This window comes from Bacillus ectoiniformans, from assembly GCF_016908875.1.
Lineage (GTDB): Bacteria > Bacillota > Bacilli > Bacillales > Domibacillaceae > Bacillus_BX > Bacillus_BX ectoiniformans.
In genome coordinates this window covers 137,733-154,780 of the sequence record NZ_JAFBES010000003.1, presented here as the reverse complement: position 1 = coordinate 154,780, position 17,048 = coordinate 137,733, and the positions used below count along the sequence as shown (strand labels likewise).

Sequence of the window (17,048 nt, the reverse complement as noted above, 5' to 3'; positions counted from 1 at the left end):
GGAAAATTCCACAAATGCGGAATATTTTTTTAAAACCTTCCTATTAATTAAATAAAAACAGGCCTCATTGACCTAATTACCCCCATTGAATTATAGTTAATTAACAGAATTAAACAAAAATTAAAAAAGGGGGATGTAAATGTACAGCGAACCCATTGATGTAAATAAAGAATATGCTCTGTTAATGGATGAACAAGATCCATTAGCTCACTTTCGCAGTGAATTCTACTTTATCGAAGAGGGAATTTATTTAGACGGCAACTCGCTTGGTTTGCTTTCTAAACGTGCTGAACAGTCTTTGTTAAAGATGCTGGAATCTTGGAAGGCACTTGGAATTGACGGCTGGACAAAGGGAGAGAATCCGTGGTTTTACTTATCAGAAATGCTGGGAGAAAGAATGGCTCCTCTTGCAGGTGCTGCAAAAGAGGAAGTAATCGTTACAGGTTCCACTACTTCTAACCTGCATCAGCTGCTAGCCACCTTTTATCGTCCAGATCACGGCCGAACGAAGATTCTTGCGGACGAATTAACCTTCCCTACTGATATTTATGCGATTAAAAGTCAGCTTCGATATAAGGGGTACTCTCCGGATGAACACTTAATCCAAGTTAAAAGCACTGATGGGATGACCTTGAATGAAGAGGAGATTATTGCAGCCATGAAAGAGGATGTGGCGCTTATTATTTTACCGAGCGTACTATATCGGAGCGGACAAATTCTTGATATGAAGCGATTAACAAAAGAGGCTCATGAACGAGGGATATTGATCGGATTTGACCTTTGCCATTCTATCGGATCGGTTCCCCACGAATTAAGCGAATGGGGCACGGACTTCGCCTTTTGGTGCAATTACAAACATTTAAATGGCGGCCCAGGGAGTTCAGCCGCTCTTTACGTGAATAAAAGACATTTCGGCACATCCCCTGGCCTTGCTGGCTGGTTTGGTTCAAAGAAAGAGAAGCAATTCGATATGGATCATGAATTGGATCATGCCGAACACGCAGGTGCGTTTCAAATGGGCACACCTCATATTTTTAGTGCAGCTCCTCTAATTGGATCGTTAGACATTTTTGCAGAAGCAGGCATTCATGCAATCAGACAGAAATCGTTAAGACTGACTCGTTACATGATGGAGTTAATTAGCGCAGAGCTTACTGACAGCGGACTGATTATCAGAAATCCGAAAGACGATCTAAAGCGCGGAGGCCACCTGTTTCTCGAACACCCTGAAGCTGCCCGAATTTGCAAAGCATTAAAAGATCGTCATGTGATCCCGGATTTCAGATCACCCAATGGCATTCGTCTGGCTCCTGTTGCTCTGTATAATAGTTTTCTTGACGTTTGGAACACCGTTCAAATCCTTAAAGATATTATGAAAAATGAAGAGTATAAAAAATATCCTAACGAACGGGATGTGGTCGCTTAATGAAGTGGATTGATATCTCACAGCCGCTGACCAATTCTGTGGCCCATTGGCCTGGTGATGTTCCTTTTGTATATGAACTCACTTATATCAAACAGCAAACAGGTTCGGTCAACATCGGCCGAATGACGACTAGCTTGCATACCGGTACACATATAGATGCTCCATTCCATTTTGATGACCAGGGGAAAACCATACTTGAGCTAGAGCTTGACCCATTTATTGGACCTGCCCGTGTGATCGACGTTTCGTCTTTTGAGATGATTGGCAGAAAAGAATTGGAAGCGCTTCAATTAGATGGAGAGTCAAGACTTCTCCTGAAAACATCCGTACCTAATCAGCCAAATATATTTCCTAGGAAAGTGATTCCCATTCATCCGAACCTTGGTCCCTTTTTAAAAGAAAAACAAATCGTGTTACTAGGAGTAGACGTGCCATCAATTGATCCATTAGACAGCAAGGAAATGGCCGCCCATCATTCTCTTCACCAAAACGGCATTCATATTTTAGAAAATGCGCTGCTGGACCACGTTTCCCCCGGTAACTATGAACTGATTGCTCTGCCGCTTCCGCTTGAAGGAGCAGACGGCAGTCCTGTGCGCGCGGTACTTCGGCCAATCGAAACGACAAATAAGGAGGAATCCCTTTGACCTCATCTAATCAGCCGTTTGATAAAGAAAAACATATTCATACAGATTTCAGCAATAATATGACGTATGGCGAATATTTAGGACTCGACCAGCTGCTTTCTTCTCAAACGAGACTTTCCGGCCATCACGATGAAATGCTGTTTATTATCATTCATCAAGTCAGTGAATTATGGATGAAGTTAATTATTCATGAGATGCAGGCAGCGATCGACCTGATACAAAAGGGTGAACTTCAGCCAGCCTTTAAGATGCTTGCTCGCGTATCCAAGATTCAAACCCAAATCATTCAGGCTTGGGATGTTCTTTCTACGCTGACGCCAGCTGAATACATGGAATTCCGCGAAAAGCTCGGACAGGCTTCTGGTTTTCAATCCTATCAATACCGCCAAATCGAATTTATGCTGGGTTACAAAACAAGCCACATTTTATCAATTTATCAAAAAGACCCAGAGCTTCATGGTATATTAGAACAAGCGTATTTGGCTCCAAGCATTTATGACGCATCAATTCACGCGCTGGCCAGAGCTGGGTTCGCAATTGACCCGGATTTACTTACTAGAGATTTTTCTATTACTTATACAGGCCACCCAACTGTTGAAGCCGCTTGGCTTGACGTTTATAAAAACGTCGATCAATATTGGGACTTGTACCAGCTGGCAGAGAAATTAATTGATATTGAAGATTGGCTCCAGCAATGGCGCTTTCGCCACATGAAAACAGTCGAACGAATTATCGGATTTAAAATGGGGACAGGCGGATCCTCTGGTGTTACTTATTTAAAGAAAGTGCTGGATCATCGCTTCTTCCCTGAATTATGGGATTTGCGTACGAAGCTATAGTGTGATTCGCATGTAAGGAGTGTATGTATGGAGAAAAAAGAGCAGTGGTCCTCTAAGCTCGGATTTATATTATCATCTGCCGGAGCTGCTATTGGACTTGGTGCCATCTGGAAATTCCCTTATGTTACCGGCCAAAGCGGCGGCGGAGCGTTTCTTTTGCTATTTATTTTATTTACTTTATTAATTGGGCTTCCTATGCTGATTTCAGAATTTATTATTGGACGAGGCTCGGGCAAAGAAGCCGTCAGTGCTTACAGAAAACTGGCGCCTGACAGTGTGTGGACCATCGTCGGAAAACTAGGTGTTGCTGGCTGCTTTTTGCTGCTTTCCTTTTACAGCGTAGTGGGGGGCTGGGTACTAACCTATACGGTAACAGCTTTAGGCGGACAAGTGATTAAGAGCGAGGCCGATTACGGTGCACTGTTTGGACAAATTACCGGTTCTCCGCTTATTACCATAACTGGTTTAGCTATCTTTCTGCTTATCAATATGATTGTCGTGTCTTCCGGGATACAAAACGGAATCGAAAAAGCCAGCAAATATATGATGCCGCTTTTATTTATCTTTTTTATCGTCCTAGTTGTCCGCGCTTTAACGCTTGAAGGGGCTATGGAAGGAGTTCGTTTCTTTCTTCAGCCGGATTTTTCTAAAATAACAGGAGAGTCTGTGCTCTATGCGCTTGGACAGTCCTTCTTCTCGCTTGCTGTTGGATTTTCCTGCATGGTGACATACAGCTCGTATTTAGAAAAAGATATCAGCATCCCTTCTTCCGCAGGATCTGTTGCGATCATGAATATCTTTGTCTCAGTGCTTGCGGGACTAGCCATTTTCCCTGTCGTGTTCGCGTTTGGCTACGAGCCGACAGAAGGTCCGGGTCTCTTGTTTATTGTATTGCCATCTGTATTTTCACAAATGCCGCTTGGCGAGCTGTTCTTATTTATCTTTCTACTATTGTTCTTGTTTGCTACCCTTACTTCTTCTTTCAGCCTATTAGAAATAATTGTGGCAGCTTTTACAAACAAAGGACGCTCAAGAAAGAAAACCGCGTGGATTTCAGGAATCATCGTTTTCTTTGCCGGTATTCCAGCTGCTCTTTCTTTCAGTACACTGGCAGATATTCAGATTTTCGGAAAGAATGTATTTGATTCAACAGATTATCTCGTCAGTAATATTCTCTTGCCGGTCGGGAGCTTGCTGATTGCCCTATTCATTGTCTGGCGAATGGATCAATCTCTCGTCGAAAAAGAATTTATGCAAGGACGGACTCAATCATCTGGCACCTTCTCTGTTTGGTTGATGTTAATGAAATGGGCCGTGCCTGCTGTCATTGTTCTTGTCTTCTTAAATACGCTTGGCATAGTAGGATAAAATGAAGAGAGGTTCTGCAAAAGTATACCTTTTGCAGAACCTCTCTTTTTTCTATAGGATATCTATCCATATTTTAATCGCTGTCGCTGCTATTAAAACAGCAAGCAGCCATTGTAAAACTTTTGTGTTCATTTTCTGCCCTGCTTTTGCCCCAAGCGGTGCCGCTAAAATACTCGCTACTACCATAATAAGCGCCGGCATAAATAACACTTGCCCCGTCATAAGCTTTCCAGCTGTTGATCCGATGGAGGAGATAAAGGTAATAGCCAATGAACTGGCGATTGTCATTCTCGTCGGTATTTTCAAAACGACCAGCATAATTGGCACTAGCAGAAAGGCTCCCGCTGCTCCGACAATTCCGGCTCCAATCCCTACCACAAATGCCAGGAAAGCGGCCAGCCATTTATTAAAGACAATTTCACTTAACGGACGATCGTCTAAGTTTTTCTTAGGCAGAAACATCATCACAGCGGCAAGTGCAGCTAAAATACCGTAGACAACATTGATGACCTCTTCTGAAAACCCTTCTGAGCCGAATCCTCCAATGAAGCTTCCAATTAGAACCGCCGATCCCATATAAATAATTAATGTTTTATTTAAATAATCACTCTTGCGATAAGCCCATACTCCGGCAATTGTGGCAAAAAACACTTGCACCGCACTGACCCCTGATACTTCATGAGCCGTAAACGCCGCAAACCCCAAAAGCGGCGGTATGTATAGAAGCATCGGATATTTTATAATAGAACCGCCGATCCCTACCATGCCCGAAATAAACGATCCAATAAAACCGATTAAAAATATAATCCCCCAATAGTAAAGATCCATTTTTACCTCCCTCAGCTGCCTTATACTTTGTTCAATCGGTCGAATATCCTCACCTTTCTCAAGTATAGAAGGAAGTTATATAGTTATAAATAGGGGCGTCCCCCTATAGAAAGAGAATCCACTGAAGACTTTCTAGATGGATCACTGATGGGGAAATCCTATCGTCAATTGACATTTATATAATGGTTTTTAATCCCGTACTGAATGAATTCGTGCTTAGATTTTAATCCAAGCTTATTCATAATATTAGATTTATGATTTTCTACCGTTTTCGCACTGATATGAAGCTTTTCTGCCATTTCCTTATTCGTGTAGCCAAGCACAGTTAATCGGGTTATTTCCTGCTCTCTTAATGTGAGCACAGACGCACATTCCCCTTTTGATTTAAACATTTTTTCAAGCTGCGCTTCAGTTAATCCTGTATTATAGTATTTCCGTCCATGATAGACATATTGAATCGCTTCATACAGTTCACTTCCCTGGCTTTTCTTTAGAATAAATCCATCTACCCCTGTCTGAATCGCTTTACGGATATACGCTTCTTCATCGTGCATCGTTAAGAGAATAATCTTAATAGCTGGCTGCTGCTGCAGCATTTGCCTGGCTGCCGTATAGCCGTCTATCCCATTAGGCATAGAAATGTCCATAAGCACAACGTCAGGCTCCTGCTGCATGGCTAACACCAGTGCGTTATGACCATCTCCCGCATCTGCCACCACTTCAATGTCTATATAGTTTTCTAAAAGCAGGATTATCCCTTTCCTAATTAAATCATGGTCATCTACGATCATCACTTTTATCATTCGTATCTTCCTTCTATTCTTTAATATTTTCTAACGATAACTAAAGGAGCAGCAGATGTTCTAAGAGTTTGTTAATAAGATCTTCGCCGTTATTCTTGCTCCGTCTCCGGGTTCAGATTCAATATAAAGGCTTCCATTCAGCTGCCCGATTCTTTCTCTCATATGCTGGAGACCGAGTCCCCCTTTGGCCTGTTCTAAAATAAACCCTTTTCCGTCATCTTGAAATTCGATAATCAATTGATTATGTTCTTTCCACAGTAAAATATATACGTGATGAGAGTCTGCATACTTTACGGTATTATGGAGCGCTTCTTGAATCACTCGATAAATGTTGATTTCCATTGCTGAAGGTAAGCGTTCAGTTACATTTGTTTTAAAATGGATATGTAGGGAGGACGTATTCTTCACCGATTCAATCAATGTTTCTAATGCAGAAACTAATCCAAGGCCGTCTAAACTGGTCGGACGAAGCTGATGAGAATAGGCTTTGATGTCAGACATTGCTTTTTCAAGTTCTGCTCTCACTTCATTTAAATACTCATGAAGGCGGGCATCATCAACTCTTGATTCAATTGCCTGCAAAGCGACAGACACGGTGTATAAGGACTGGCTGACGCCGTCATGAAGTTCATGGGCAAGCCTTTTATGTTCCTTTTCCTGTGCTTCAATCAGCTTTTTGATCATTTGCTTTGACATGCGTACTTCTTCTTCTTTCTGCCTTAACGTTTGATCTCTAAGCACGAGTAAATATTCTTTTTTATGCTGTTTTGGATCATGATAAATAAGTGCTGTGCTCATTTCCACATCAAGCTTGTTCCCATGATAAACGGGCATTTGTGATAAAAAATAAGGAACTTCGTCTCGTGCAATTAAATAACAGCGGTTATTGTCATCTTTTACTCTGCGTTTCTTACAATAGGAGCAAAACGGAACAGATCCTCCTGTTTTCCAGCCTGTCAGGCGTTTCGCTGCAGGATTCATTATCAATATTTCTCTATGCTGATCCATGACGATGATCCCATCCTGGATATGCTCAAAAATTTGGTGAAGATATTTCTGATCTACATGGTAATTTTCCAATTCCCGCTCTCCTTTTAGAGTAATGATATTCTTTCATTGTATACAAAAAACCGCCGGTTATTAACCTTTTAACCGGCGGCCTTTCTACTATATTTGAGAGACTAATTGAACTTCTTTACTCCAGCGCTGGAATCCGCCTGATAAGTTTGTTACATTTTTTATTCCACTTGCTTGAAGAATGCTTGCCCCAATAGCAGAGCGCATACCTGAAGCACATTGAATTAAGATCGGCCGGTCTTGAGGAACCTCATTTAAACGGTTCGGCAGCGTGCCAAGCATGACATGAACAGCACCTGGAATATGCCCTTCCTCCCATTCTGTTAGATTTCTGACATCAAGAACTGTCACTTCCCCATTTTCCACTTGTTCTTTGACATTTCCAGGCTCAATTTCATCATAACTCTCAAGGGTTATTCCTTCTAAAGCTGCATTCACCTTCATCCAGCCCGTTGTTTTGTCAATTCCAATGGAACGAAGGGCGGTTAAGATTTCAGGTAATTGTCCTTCTTCTTCAAGTAATACATACAGAGGTGCTTCGTAATTCACGAGCCAGCCCGCCCAGTTTGTAAATGACTTATTAAACGGGATATTGATCGTTCCCTCTGCATGCCCTTTTGCAAACTTCGCCGGAACTCGTGTATCAATGACCATGCCTTTCTCTATCCATGCTTGTAACACGGATGCATCATCCGCTTCAACCGGCAATTCCAGATCCTTAAACAATGCAGCTCCCACTTTATTCACATGCTTCATTACAGCGAAATACTTTGGAGGTTCTGGCTGCCCCTCAAGTAATGCCTTAACAAATGGAGCTTCTTCTGTAAACTGCATAGCCCAGTTAAACATCTTTTCATAACCTACAGTAGAAGATGGCACAGCACCGAGCGATTTACCGCATGCACTCCCCGCTCCATGAGCAGGCCACACTTGCAAATAATCAGGAAGTTGCTTAAATCGTTCTACAGATACAAACATCTGCTTAGCCCCCGCCTCAGCAGTACCCATATATCCTGCCGCTTTCTCTAACAGGTCCGGACGGCCGATATCTCCAACAAACACAAAATCACCTGTAAAAATACCCATCGGACGGTCTGCTCCGCCGCCGTTATCCGTTAAAATAAACGAAATACTTTCTGGTGTATGGCCCGGTGTATGCATGACTTCTAGCGTTAAATTCCCGATCTTGAATGTATCTCCGTCTTTTAATAGCTGATGGTCGATGCCATCAAGGTTTTGATACTTCCAGTTTTCATCTCCTTCATCTGAGACGTACATTTTTGCACCAAAACGATCCGCCATTTCACGAGAACCTGCCACAAAATCTGCATGAATGTGAGTTTCTGCAGCTGCTGTCAGTTTTAATCCTTCTTTTTTGGCTGCTTCTTCGTACTGTTCAATATTTCTTGAAGCATCAATGACAATGGATTCACCCGTTCTTTGACAACCTACCAGATAAGACGCATGAGCCAATTTTTCATCATAAAAATAACGTAACAACATCCCTTTCACTCTCCCCTATTTATTATTTAACTTTGGCAAAACTTCGATTAAACCTTGCACATAGGATAGACTCCTCTGCACATTAGGATCTTTCATCCATTTCAAAATGGTGAAAATAGATATATTCTGAGTGTTCGTCTCAGCTCTGAGCTGGACTTCTTTCCATAGGATTTTGCCTTTTTCTGTTTTTTCACGGATTGGCTGCATATATCCTTCTGCACTGTTTTGTAAATATTCCATAGATTGCTGGTCTTTCAGAACATTCTCAGCAAATTGAATGATAGGTTCTACTTTTTCTATTAATTCCAGCAATGCAGGCAGTTTTTCCAACAGGCGAATAGCCGCCTCTAACGTGTCAAGATTAAGGTTCGTTTGGTCCATTTTGTTCTTAACTGTTTCCATCGTTCGGTCGTCATTCAATACTGCCTGACCAAATGCGAATACGCGGTCCGCTTGCTCAAGCTTTGATACAAGATCAGGCAGCTTCGCGAGTAATACTTGAAGGGATTCTTGTACTTCCTTGCTGTCAAGCTCGTCCGTCCAGTCACGATTTTCAACATGAGTTGCCACTGTCCCACCTCTTTCCTTACATAATTCCTTTTAGCATTCCATCCCAGTACATAACAGGGAGTAAATCTTTTTTCATCATGTACATGCTGCGGCGCTCTAATGCTTGATTGAGCGGGAAAGATTCAGTTGGTTCCTTTTTATAATTAAATTCTGCCAGCACTAATCGGTTGTATCCGGTGACTAACGGACAGGAGCTATAACCGTCGTATTGGGCTTTCATTGGCTCACCTTTCAGTAAAGCCAGTACATTCTCAGCTACAACCGGTGCTTGCTTTCGAATGGCTGCGCCAGTTTTAGAGGTAGGCAGGTTCGCACAATCTCCAATTCCAAATATATTCTCATAGGTATTGTGCTGAAGTGTATATGGCTGCACATCCACCCAGCCGCCTTCATCAGCAAGGGGACTGTTTTGAATAAACATCGGGGCACGCATAGGCGGCGTGACATGAATCATATCGTATGGAACGACCGTCTGTTCTTGGGTGTCCAGGTTTTCGAATACGGCCTCTTTTTTATCTGCACGTATTTCAATTAAGTTCTCCCGGAACCGGGCATCGATCTTCTTTCGAACGATCACCTTTTCCAATGTATCTCGATATTTTTGCACATCAAAAATGGCAGGGTTAGCAGATCCAAAAAAGACATTGGTTTGATTTCGGACTCCGCTTTGATTAAAGTAATCTTCTGCTAGATACATAATTTTTTGAGGGGCTCCCCCGCATTTGACTGGTGTAGCCGGATGTGTAAAAACGGCATTCCCGCCTTTAAACTTCCGGATAACTTCCCATGTATAATCGGTATAGTCATAAGAATAATTGCTGCAAACTCCATCTTTGCCAATCGCAGCCTTTAACCCTTTCACGCCATCCCAGTTCACTTCTATACCAGCAGCAACAATCAAATAGTCATAAGAAATTGATTCTCCATTTGTGAGTTTAATATAGTTAGATTCAGGATCAAAAGACGCAACCGCGCTTTGAAGCCACACCGCCCCTTCCGGAATCACCTCTTCCATCGTTCGTTCAGAAGCTTCTTTCTTGGCTGCCCCTCCTCCTACTAGCGTCCATAGCGGCTGATAATAATGATTTTTTGCAGGATCCACTATAGCTACCTCTTTAGCAAGCGCTTTCATTCCTTTCAACAGCCTTGAAGCTGTACTGATTCCAGCTGATCCCCCGCCTACAATAATGATTTTGAAATGTTTATCCAATTCTATCTTCCTCCCTATTTCTTACTCTCGTCTGAAAAGTATGAAATTAGTTTTAAGGACTGTTTATACATTTATCATAGTGATTGACTGTATTTTATACGATAGGGGGTTTCCCCTATTTTGTCTTGTTTGCACGTCTCCTATCAGACATTTACTCTTTTATATCCCATTGTTTAATTCTTGTACTTAAAGGATATATTCCAAACTAATAAAGGTGAATTGGCATATTTTATATAAATACCACATTCTATATCAATATGGCATTAATGCCATGACTTTACGGCATTGACGAGATTGGTCAATTGGAAGTAACATGAAGATATAATAAATAATTCAAAAAATTCACAAAAGGCGATAAGGAGAGATTATCATGACAATTACTAAAGAGATGACAGAAAACGCGTTGCAAACTGCTCAAAACTACATAAACGAAGTCTTTGAAACTGTACAAAAGCGCAATCCGGGCGAAACAGAATTTCATCAGGCAGTAAAAGAAATTTTCATATCACTTGTTCCTGTTTTCGCAAAGTATCCTAAATATATGGAAAGCGGAATTTTAGAGCGTATGGTTGAGCCAGAACGCGTGATTTCTTTCCGTGTTCCTTGGGTAGATGATCATGGTAAAGTTCAAGTCAACCGCGGCTTCCGTGTTCAATTTAACAGTGCGATCGGTCCTTATAAAGGCGGCTTGCGCTTTCACCCTTCTGTGAATGCCAGCATTGTTAAATTCCTTGGCTTTGAACAAATCTTCAAAAACTCTTTAACTGGCCAGCCAATCGGCGGCGGTAAAGGCGGATCTGACTTTGATCCAAAAGGAAAGTCGGATGCTGAAGTGATGCGTTTCACTCAAAGCTTTATGACAGAATTAGTAAAGCATATCGGTCCTGATACAGACGTTCCAGCTGGTGATATCGGTGTCGGCGCCCGTGAAATTGGATTCATGTTCGGACAATATAAACGTCTGCAAGGCGCTTTCCATGCAGGTGTATTAACAGGAAAAGGCCTTAATTACGGAGGAAGCTTAGCGCGTACAGAGGCAACTGGTTACGGAACGGTTTATTTCGTGGAAGAGATGCTGAAAGGAAACGGTTCCAGCTTTAAAGATCAAACAGTTGTCGTTTCTGGTTCAGGTAATGTGTCCATTTATGCGATCGAAAAAGCGACACAGCTTGGAGCTAAAGTTGTGGCTTGCAGCGATTCCAGCGGCTATATCTACGATCCAAACGGAATCAACCTTGCCACAGTTAAGCGTTTGAAAGAAGTTGAAAGAGAACGCATCAGCGAGTACGTGAAAGAACATCCGGAAGCTCAATATACAGAGGGCTGTACGGGTATCTGGAACATCCCTTGCGATATCGCTCTTCCTTGTGCGACACAAAATGAAATTGATGAAGCAGCGGCTAGAACATTAGTCAAGAACGGAGTGAAAGCGATTGGGGAAGGTGCAAATATGCCTTCAACTTTAGAAGCAGTAGACGTATTCTTGGACAACAAAGTATTATTTGGCCCAGCTAAAGCAGCCAACGCAGGCGGCGTAGCCGTTTCTGCTCTTGAAATGGCTCAAAACAGCGCAAGAATGCCTTGGACATTTGAAGAAGTAGATGAAAAACTGCATACAATCATGAAGAATATCTATCGCAACAGTGTAGAAGCGGCATCTGAGTTCGGCTACGAAGGAAATCTTGTAGTCGGAGCAAATATCGCTGGATTCCTTAAAGTAGCAGATGCAATGCAAGCACAAGGCATTATCTAATCAAAAAATGAGTAAGAGAGCGGCTAAAAATGTCGATACACGTCGGCATTTGAAGTCGCTCTTTTCTTTTTACTGGAAAAGATTTATCATAGATAAGTTGCATAATTAACCGACTTACAGAAAGGCTGGAACACAACTTGAAACGGTTTTGGAAAAACTATCAATTCACTTTTCTTCTTTTAGGCGCCATTGTCATCGGGGGAGCCGCAGGTGTTATATTTGGACCTGATGCCGCTGTAGTTAAGCCTTTTGGGGATTTATTTCTAAATTTAATGTTTATGATTATCGTGCCGCTGGTATTTTTCAGCATCGCTTCCGCTATTGCTAATATGGACGGCATGAAGCGACTGGGAAAAATTATGGGAAGCATCTTTCTCGTATTTTTGGCAACAGCAGCGATCTCAGCTGTACTGGGTTATACAGGAGCCATTCTTTTCAACCCACTTGAGAAAACTGATCTTTCTTCCATTCAGCAATTAATGGCCGAATCAGAACCGGTGGATACAGAGACAGAAGATGTCACTCTTCCTGATCAGCTCGTTCAAACGTTTACGGTATCTGACTTCAACCTGCTGCTGTCTAAAAGCAACATGCTGCAATTAATTGTCTTCTCTATTCTTTTTGGACTGGCCACAGCGATGTCTAAAGAAAAAGGCCGACCGATGGCAGAATTTCTACAATCAGGAACCACGGTCATGATGCGCATTGTCTCCATTATTATGTATTATGCGCCGATTGGTCTTGGCTGCTATTTTGCAGCTGTCATTGGCGAGTTAGGCCCGCAAATTTTAGGCGGCTACGTTCGCACATTCGTGTTATATCTAGGATTAACGGTCATTTATTATTTTGGATTCTTTACGCTATATGCATTTATTGCGGGCGGAAAAAAGGGAGTCAAAGTTTTTTGGAAGCACGCGATTACACCTTCCGTTACAGCGATCGCTACCTGTTCAAGCGCGGCGAGCATCCCTGTCAATTTGGCTGCCGTTAAAAAAATGGGCGTACCTAAAGATATCGCTGAAACCATTATTCCACTTGGAGCCAATACCCACAAAGACGGATCTGTATTTGGCGGCGTATTAAAAATTGTCTTCTTATTTAGCTTATTTGGCAAAGATTTAGTCACTCCATCAAGTATATTAAGCATATTAGCTGTTTCTTTCTTAGTAGGAGCTGTTATGGGAGCCATTCCTGGCGGAGGCATGATTGGAGAGATGCTGATTTTGAGTGTGTTCGGCTTTCCTCCAGAGGTACTGCCGATTATCGCTGTCATTAGCACGATTATTGATGCACCAGCCACTCTTTTAAATTCAACCGGCAATACGGTTTGTGCCATGCTTGTGACTCGCCTAGTCGAAGGAAAGAACTGGCTAGAGAAGCAATTAACTTCTTCTCGCTCACCTCTAGATCATCAAATAGACGCATAACCCTGAAAAAGCCCATTTTCTGCTATCAGAAAAATGGGCTTTTTTGCTGCATATGATCACAGGTTTACTAATTCATAGCGAGCACTTCTTGTTTAGAACACGCTCGCAGCGGAGCCTGCTGAGAGCTCTGTGAAACCTCTTCAGGCTCTGCCGTGTTCTCCTGGCCTTCTTCCGTTTCATCAGCCTCTATCTCTGCCTCGGTTTCATTTTCACTGCTTGTCTGCGGTTGAAGCTCCCTCAGTTTTGAAAAGGAGACCGGTGGCGGCAGCTGATCTAAAGCACTCGCCGGGATCTTCATTCCACCAGGTCTATAAACAGCTAAAAAGGAATTCGCCATCTCTAAATAACCTGAACTTGAAGGGTGGACATCCTTTGGATTAGGAATCAGCTGCTTAGCGCTAGTTCCAAATGAGTCTGCAACAGGTACAAACGTTGCTCCTGCCCGCTCTGCTTCTTGCTGTATGATCTGATTTAATATCTGTAGCTGCTCATTGACAGAAGGCTTATGCTGATCATGTACATGCGGATAAGGAAAATAATATCCCATTGCATAGATGTCTGCATTAGGGTTCAATTGATTCAGCTGTTCAAAAAGCAATACATAATTTTCTCGAACTTTATTCAATGAGTACGCAGCTGGTATCGCGTCATACGTTAGGATTCCACGGACTGAATCGTTTTTTACTATACGCAGTAAGTCATTCGCTCCCGCAGAAATAGTCATTAAATCTGCTTGTTTAACCGCTTTCTGTACTTCTTTCTTCTTAAGCTGCTCTAGCACTTGACCTGTCGTATAGCCGGGAATCGCAAATTGTTTAGAGAAATTCTCCAGGCTGCCGCTTTGACCTAGGGCGAGTGCAATTAAATCTGTATAACTGGCCCCAATTTCTCTGTTGGGTGTTTGACCTGCCGCTAAAGAATCCCCAAGCGCTAAATAATTGATGCCAGAAGAAGCGCTTGCAGCTGGCGCAGTGGAAATGATTATAAGAATAGCTGCAAAAACCGAAGCAGCCACTTTTTTTATGATCATCAAAAGCACTCTTCCTTTCTTTTCTTATAGTGTATGTAATTTAAGAGCCGTACACAAATTTAAATGGTAAAAAAAGTAGCAGACAAGGCTGTTTCCTTATCTGCCACCTTCATTTATCCTTAAATATTCTATCATTGCTTCCCGATCTAGGGGACGGCTGATAAAGTAACCTTGTCCGCCGTTACATCTAGCGTTGGTAACAAAATCAAGCTGCAGCTCATTCTCTACAACTTCCGCCACTACACTCAGGTTTAAATTATGGGCAAGCGTGATGACAGCGAGCGTAATAGCCGCATCTGCATTATCTTTCTCTGCATTTTGTATAAACGATCGATCGATCTTTAATGTGTTGATCGGAAAATGCTTCAAGTAATTTAATGATGAAAAACCTGTGCCGAAATCATCAATAGAGATTGAGATCCCCATTTTCTGAAGACGCTTAAGTGCGGCAGCGGCTTCAACCGGATTTTCCATCACCGTACTTTCTGTCAGTTCAAGTTCGAGCGCTTTGGGATCAAGGCCTGTCGTTTCCAACACGTCTTTAACTGTTTCTTCTAAGTCGCGCTTTCTAAATTGCTGCGCACTGACATTTACACTGATCGTCAAATCCTTGTAACCTAAATCATGCCATTCCCGACACTGCCTGCAGGCCTCTCTTAACACCCATTCCCCTAAAGGAACGATTAGCCCCGTTTCTTCAGCCAGTTCAATAAAGCTTCCTGGGTATAGCAATCCATGATCGGGACTATCCCACCTGACCAATGCTTCCACACCATAGATCTTCCCTGTTCCTAAGTGCAGCTTAGGCTGGTAATGCAAAATAAATTCTTCTTTATCAATGGCTTGTCTTAATAATATTTCCATATCCATCCGATGATTGGCGGACTCTTTCATATTATCTGTAAAGAATTGATAGCCGTTTCTTCCTTTTTCCTTTAGATGATACATAGCAATATCCGCATTCTTGATCATCGAAAAAATTGTCGTTGCATCTTTAGGATAGAGACTGATCCCAATGCTCGGAGTAATCGTAACTTGTTTCTCCTCTACAGTAAAAGGCTTAGATAATATTTGAATGATCTTCTCGTTGAAATCGCAGATCTTATCTATTCCATACACACCTTTTAGAATGAAAACAAATTCATCCCCACCTAAGCGTGCCAGCATGATATTTTTCTCTTCCAGCTCTTTTAGCCGGCTTGCTACCTTTTGCAGAAGTAAGTCTCCCGCTTGATGACCCATGCTGTCATTGATCACTTTAAAATGATCCAGATCAAGAAGCAGCATAGCCGCACACCCTTCTGTATCCTGCAGGTATTCTTCCCCATTCTGTTCTATATACCACCGATTGGGAAGGCCTGTCAGTGAGTCGTGATAGACAATGTGTTCAACCTGTTCTTCTGCTTGAATCTGTTTTGTTACATCCAGAGCATAGCCTAATAAATATTCTTTGTTGGTCTGATTTTCTCGAACAATGGATTTGCCTGTTAATAAATGAACAGGCTTTCCGCTAAACTCCACCTTCACACTCTTGATCAATTGCGTCTTTGTCTGCCAGACTTTCAGGTCATCTTTTCGCAGCACGTCAGCGATCTGCTTCGGAAAAAAATCATAAACAGTCTTACCAACCAGTTCATGCAGCGGTTTGCCGTGGCGCTTGCAGCCTTCTTTATTCATAAAAACAGTTTTTCCAAGTTCGTCATGCAGAAATATATCAATGGGCAAAGCATCTAATATCGAATGGTTAAATGCCGAGGCCCCTTCTAATTGTATGGTAAGGAGCTGCTCATTTTGTTGCAACTCCATTACTCTTTGCTGCAGCTGTTGGATGAGTGCATATTCTTCTTTATTTATCATTCAGCTGCCACCTTCCTATTTAAAAAGAATATTGTCGAAAATGCTAAATTAATATTTACATTATTTTCATTTTATCAAAAAAGAAGCCCATTCACTTACTTATTTACTTTAATTTAATAAAAAAAAATCCTTATTATTGCCAATAAAGCGGAGGTCGCTCCATATGTTATAATGAACACACTATGAAAACATACGGAGGCTATATGCTAACATTTGATGAAAAACTATCTATTATTGAATCCTTCCCTGAACTTGAACGCAGAAATGTGTCACTTGGACGAGTGAACTTTCATTTCGAAAACAGTAAATCTGATAAGAAGAATATCGTCTATCACCTTCATCCGAATGGAAATGGGTTCGTCTATGCTGGTGAAGTTAAAGGTGTGAAAACAGATTCTAAAGGATTAGTGAATATTCGGGAGTATTCTGAAGAAGAGCTGCGGGTATTGATTAAAGAGGCGATTTATTCTCTTACTCCAGGAAACGAACCTGAAGAACCAGTAGAGGATTTTAAGGAAATATGGGTAAACGCCGACCATCATATCTTAACGCTAGTAGCGGAGGAAGAAGATTTATGGAATGTCTATGCTGGACCGAACCTGGATGGCACATTTACTTCTTATAAAGAAGCGGCGCAGTATTTAGATGAAGAAGGTTTCCATAAGTTATAAAAGTTAATTAGACCCCGGAGCGATTTCCGAGGTCTATTT

At 41.9% G+C, this 17,048-nt stretch carries 15 protein-coding genes; 7 read left to right on the top strand and 8 right to left on the bottom strand.

Features of this window, described 5'->3' with window-relative positions; genetic code table 11:
• Positions 1-139: 139 nt before the first annotated feature.
• From kynU to JOC78_RS05915, 4 genes are read left to right on the top strand one after another with little or no spacing between them, the layout of a single operon-like run.
• The gene (gene kynU, locus JOC78_RS05930; protein ID WP_204553582.1) at positions 140-1,426 is read left to right on the top strand and encodes a kynureninase; all 1,287 of its coding nucleotides are present in this window, start codon (positions 140-142) and stop codon (positions 1,424-1,426) included.
• A complete protein-coding gene (kynB, locus tag JOC78_RS05925; protein WP_204553581.1) occupies positions 1,426-2,073 on the top strand; it encodes an arylformamidase in 648 nt (215 codons plus the stop codon). The genes kynU and kynB overlap by 1 nt, the downstream gene beginning before the upstream one ends.
• Complete coding sequence (gene kynA, locus JOC78_RS05920; RefSeq protein ID WP_275582005.1) at positions 2,070-2,912, top strand: tryptophan 2,3-dioxygenase; 843 nt, start codon at positions 2,070-2,072, stop codon at positions 2,910-2,912. The genes kynB and kynA overlap by 4 nt, the downstream gene beginning before the upstream one ends.
• 27 nt (positions 2,913-2,939) lie before the next feature.
• Positions 2,940-4,280 carry a sodium-dependent transporter gene (locus JOC78_RS05915; RefSeq protein WP_204553580.1) on the top strand — a complete coding sequence of 447 codons (1,341 nt, stop codon included), beginning with the start codon at positions 2,940-2,942 and terminating at the stop codon, positions 4,278-4,280.
• A 51-nt stretch (positions 4,281-4,331) separates the two neighbouring features.
• Here JOC78_RS05915 and JOC78_RS05910 read toward each other — a convergent pair whose 3' ends face one another.
• The 6 genes from JOC78_RS05910 to JOC78_RS05885 all read right to left on the bottom strand — a co-directional run bounded on the left by JOC78_RS05910 (position 4,332) and on the right by JOC78_RS05885 (position 10,277).
• Positions 4,332-5,108 carry a sulfite exporter TauE/SafE family protein gene (locus tag JOC78_RS05910; RefSeq protein ID WP_204553579.1) on the bottom strand — a complete coding sequence of 259 codons (777 nt, stop codon included), beginning with the start codon at positions 5,106-5,108 and terminating at the stop codon, positions 4,332-4,334.
• A gap of 164 nt (positions 5,109-5,272) precedes the next feature.
• Positions 5,273-5,911 carry a response regulator gene (locus JOC78_RS05905; RefSeq protein WP_204553578.1) on the bottom strand — a complete coding sequence of 213 codons (639 nt, stop codon included), beginning with the start codon at positions 5,909-5,911 and terminating at the stop codon, positions 5,273-5,275.
• A gap of 60 nt (positions 5,912-5,971) precedes the next feature.
• Positions 5,972-6,991 (bottom strand): sensor histidine kinase, encoded by a 1,020-nt coding sequence (locus JOC78_RS05900; protein ID WP_239587025.1) that lies wholly within the window; start codon positions 6,989-6,991, stop codon positions 5,972-5,974.
• A gap of 87 nt (positions 6,992-7,078) precedes the next feature.
• Positions 7,079-8,491, bottom strand: a complete 1,413-nt coding sequence (locus JOC78_RS05895; protein WP_204553577.1) for an MBL fold metallo-hydrolase — start codon at positions 8,489-8,491, stop codon at positions 7,079-7,081.
• Positions 8,492-8,506: 15 nt separating this feature from the next.
• Positions 8,507-9,061 carry a helical membrane plugin domain-containing protein gene (locus JOC78_RS17715; RefSeq protein ID WP_204553576.1) on the bottom strand — a complete coding sequence of 185 codons (555 nt, stop codon included), beginning with the start codon at positions 9,059-9,061 and terminating at the stop codon, positions 8,507-8,509.
• Positions 9,062-9,077: 16 nt separating this feature from the next.
• Entirely contained in the window at positions 9,078-10,277 is a 1,200-nt protein-coding gene (locus JOC78_RS05885) for an NAD(P)/FAD-dependent oxidoreductase (RefSeq protein ID WP_420829912.1), read from the bottom strand.
• Between the two features lie 364 nt (positions 10,278-10,641).
• Here JOC78_RS05885 and gdhA point away from each other — a divergent pair, with 364 nt between their 5' ends.
• Both gdhA and JOC78_RS05875 read left to right on the top strand, forming a co-directional pair.
• On the top strand, positions 10,642-12,024 hold the full coding sequence (gene gdhA, locus JOC78_RS05880; protein ID WP_239587024.1) for an NADP-specific glutamate dehydrogenase: 1,383 nt from the start codon (positions 10,642-10,644) through the stop codon (positions 12,022-12,024).
• A 137-nt stretch (positions 12,025-12,161) separates the two neighbouring features.
• The gene (locus JOC78_RS05875; protein ID WP_204553574.1) at positions 12,162-13,451 is read left to right on the top strand and encodes a dicarboxylate/amino acid:cation symporter; all 1,290 of its coding nucleotides are present in this window, start codon (positions 12,162-12,164) and stop codon (positions 13,449-13,451) included.
• Positions 13,452-13,518: 67 nt separating this feature from the next.
• Here the strand turns inward: JOC78_RS05875 and JOC78_RS05870 are convergent, their stop codons facing one another.
• Positions 13,519-14,481: an SGNH/GDSL hydrolase family protein gene (locus JOC78_RS05870; RefSeq protein WP_239587047.1), complete on the bottom strand. Its 963-nt coding sequence runs from the start codon at positions 14,479-14,481 to the stop codon at positions 13,519-13,521.
• A gap of 96 nt (positions 14,482-14,577) precedes the next feature.
• A complete protein-coding gene (locus JOC78_RS05865; protein ID WP_204553572.1) occupies positions 14,578-16,338 on the bottom strand; it encodes a sensor domain-containing protein in 1,761 nt (586 codons plus the stop codon).
• A 203-nt stretch (positions 16,339-16,541) separates the two neighbouring features.
• Between JOC78_RS05865 and JOC78_RS05860 the strand changes: the two genes are divergently transcribed.
• Positions 16,542-17,009, top strand: coding sequence for a hypothetical protein (locus JOC78_RS05860; protein WP_204553571.1), 468 nt, complete (start codon positions 16,542-16,544; stop codon positions 17,007-17,009).
• Positions 17,010-17,048 lie beyond the last annotated feature (39 nt).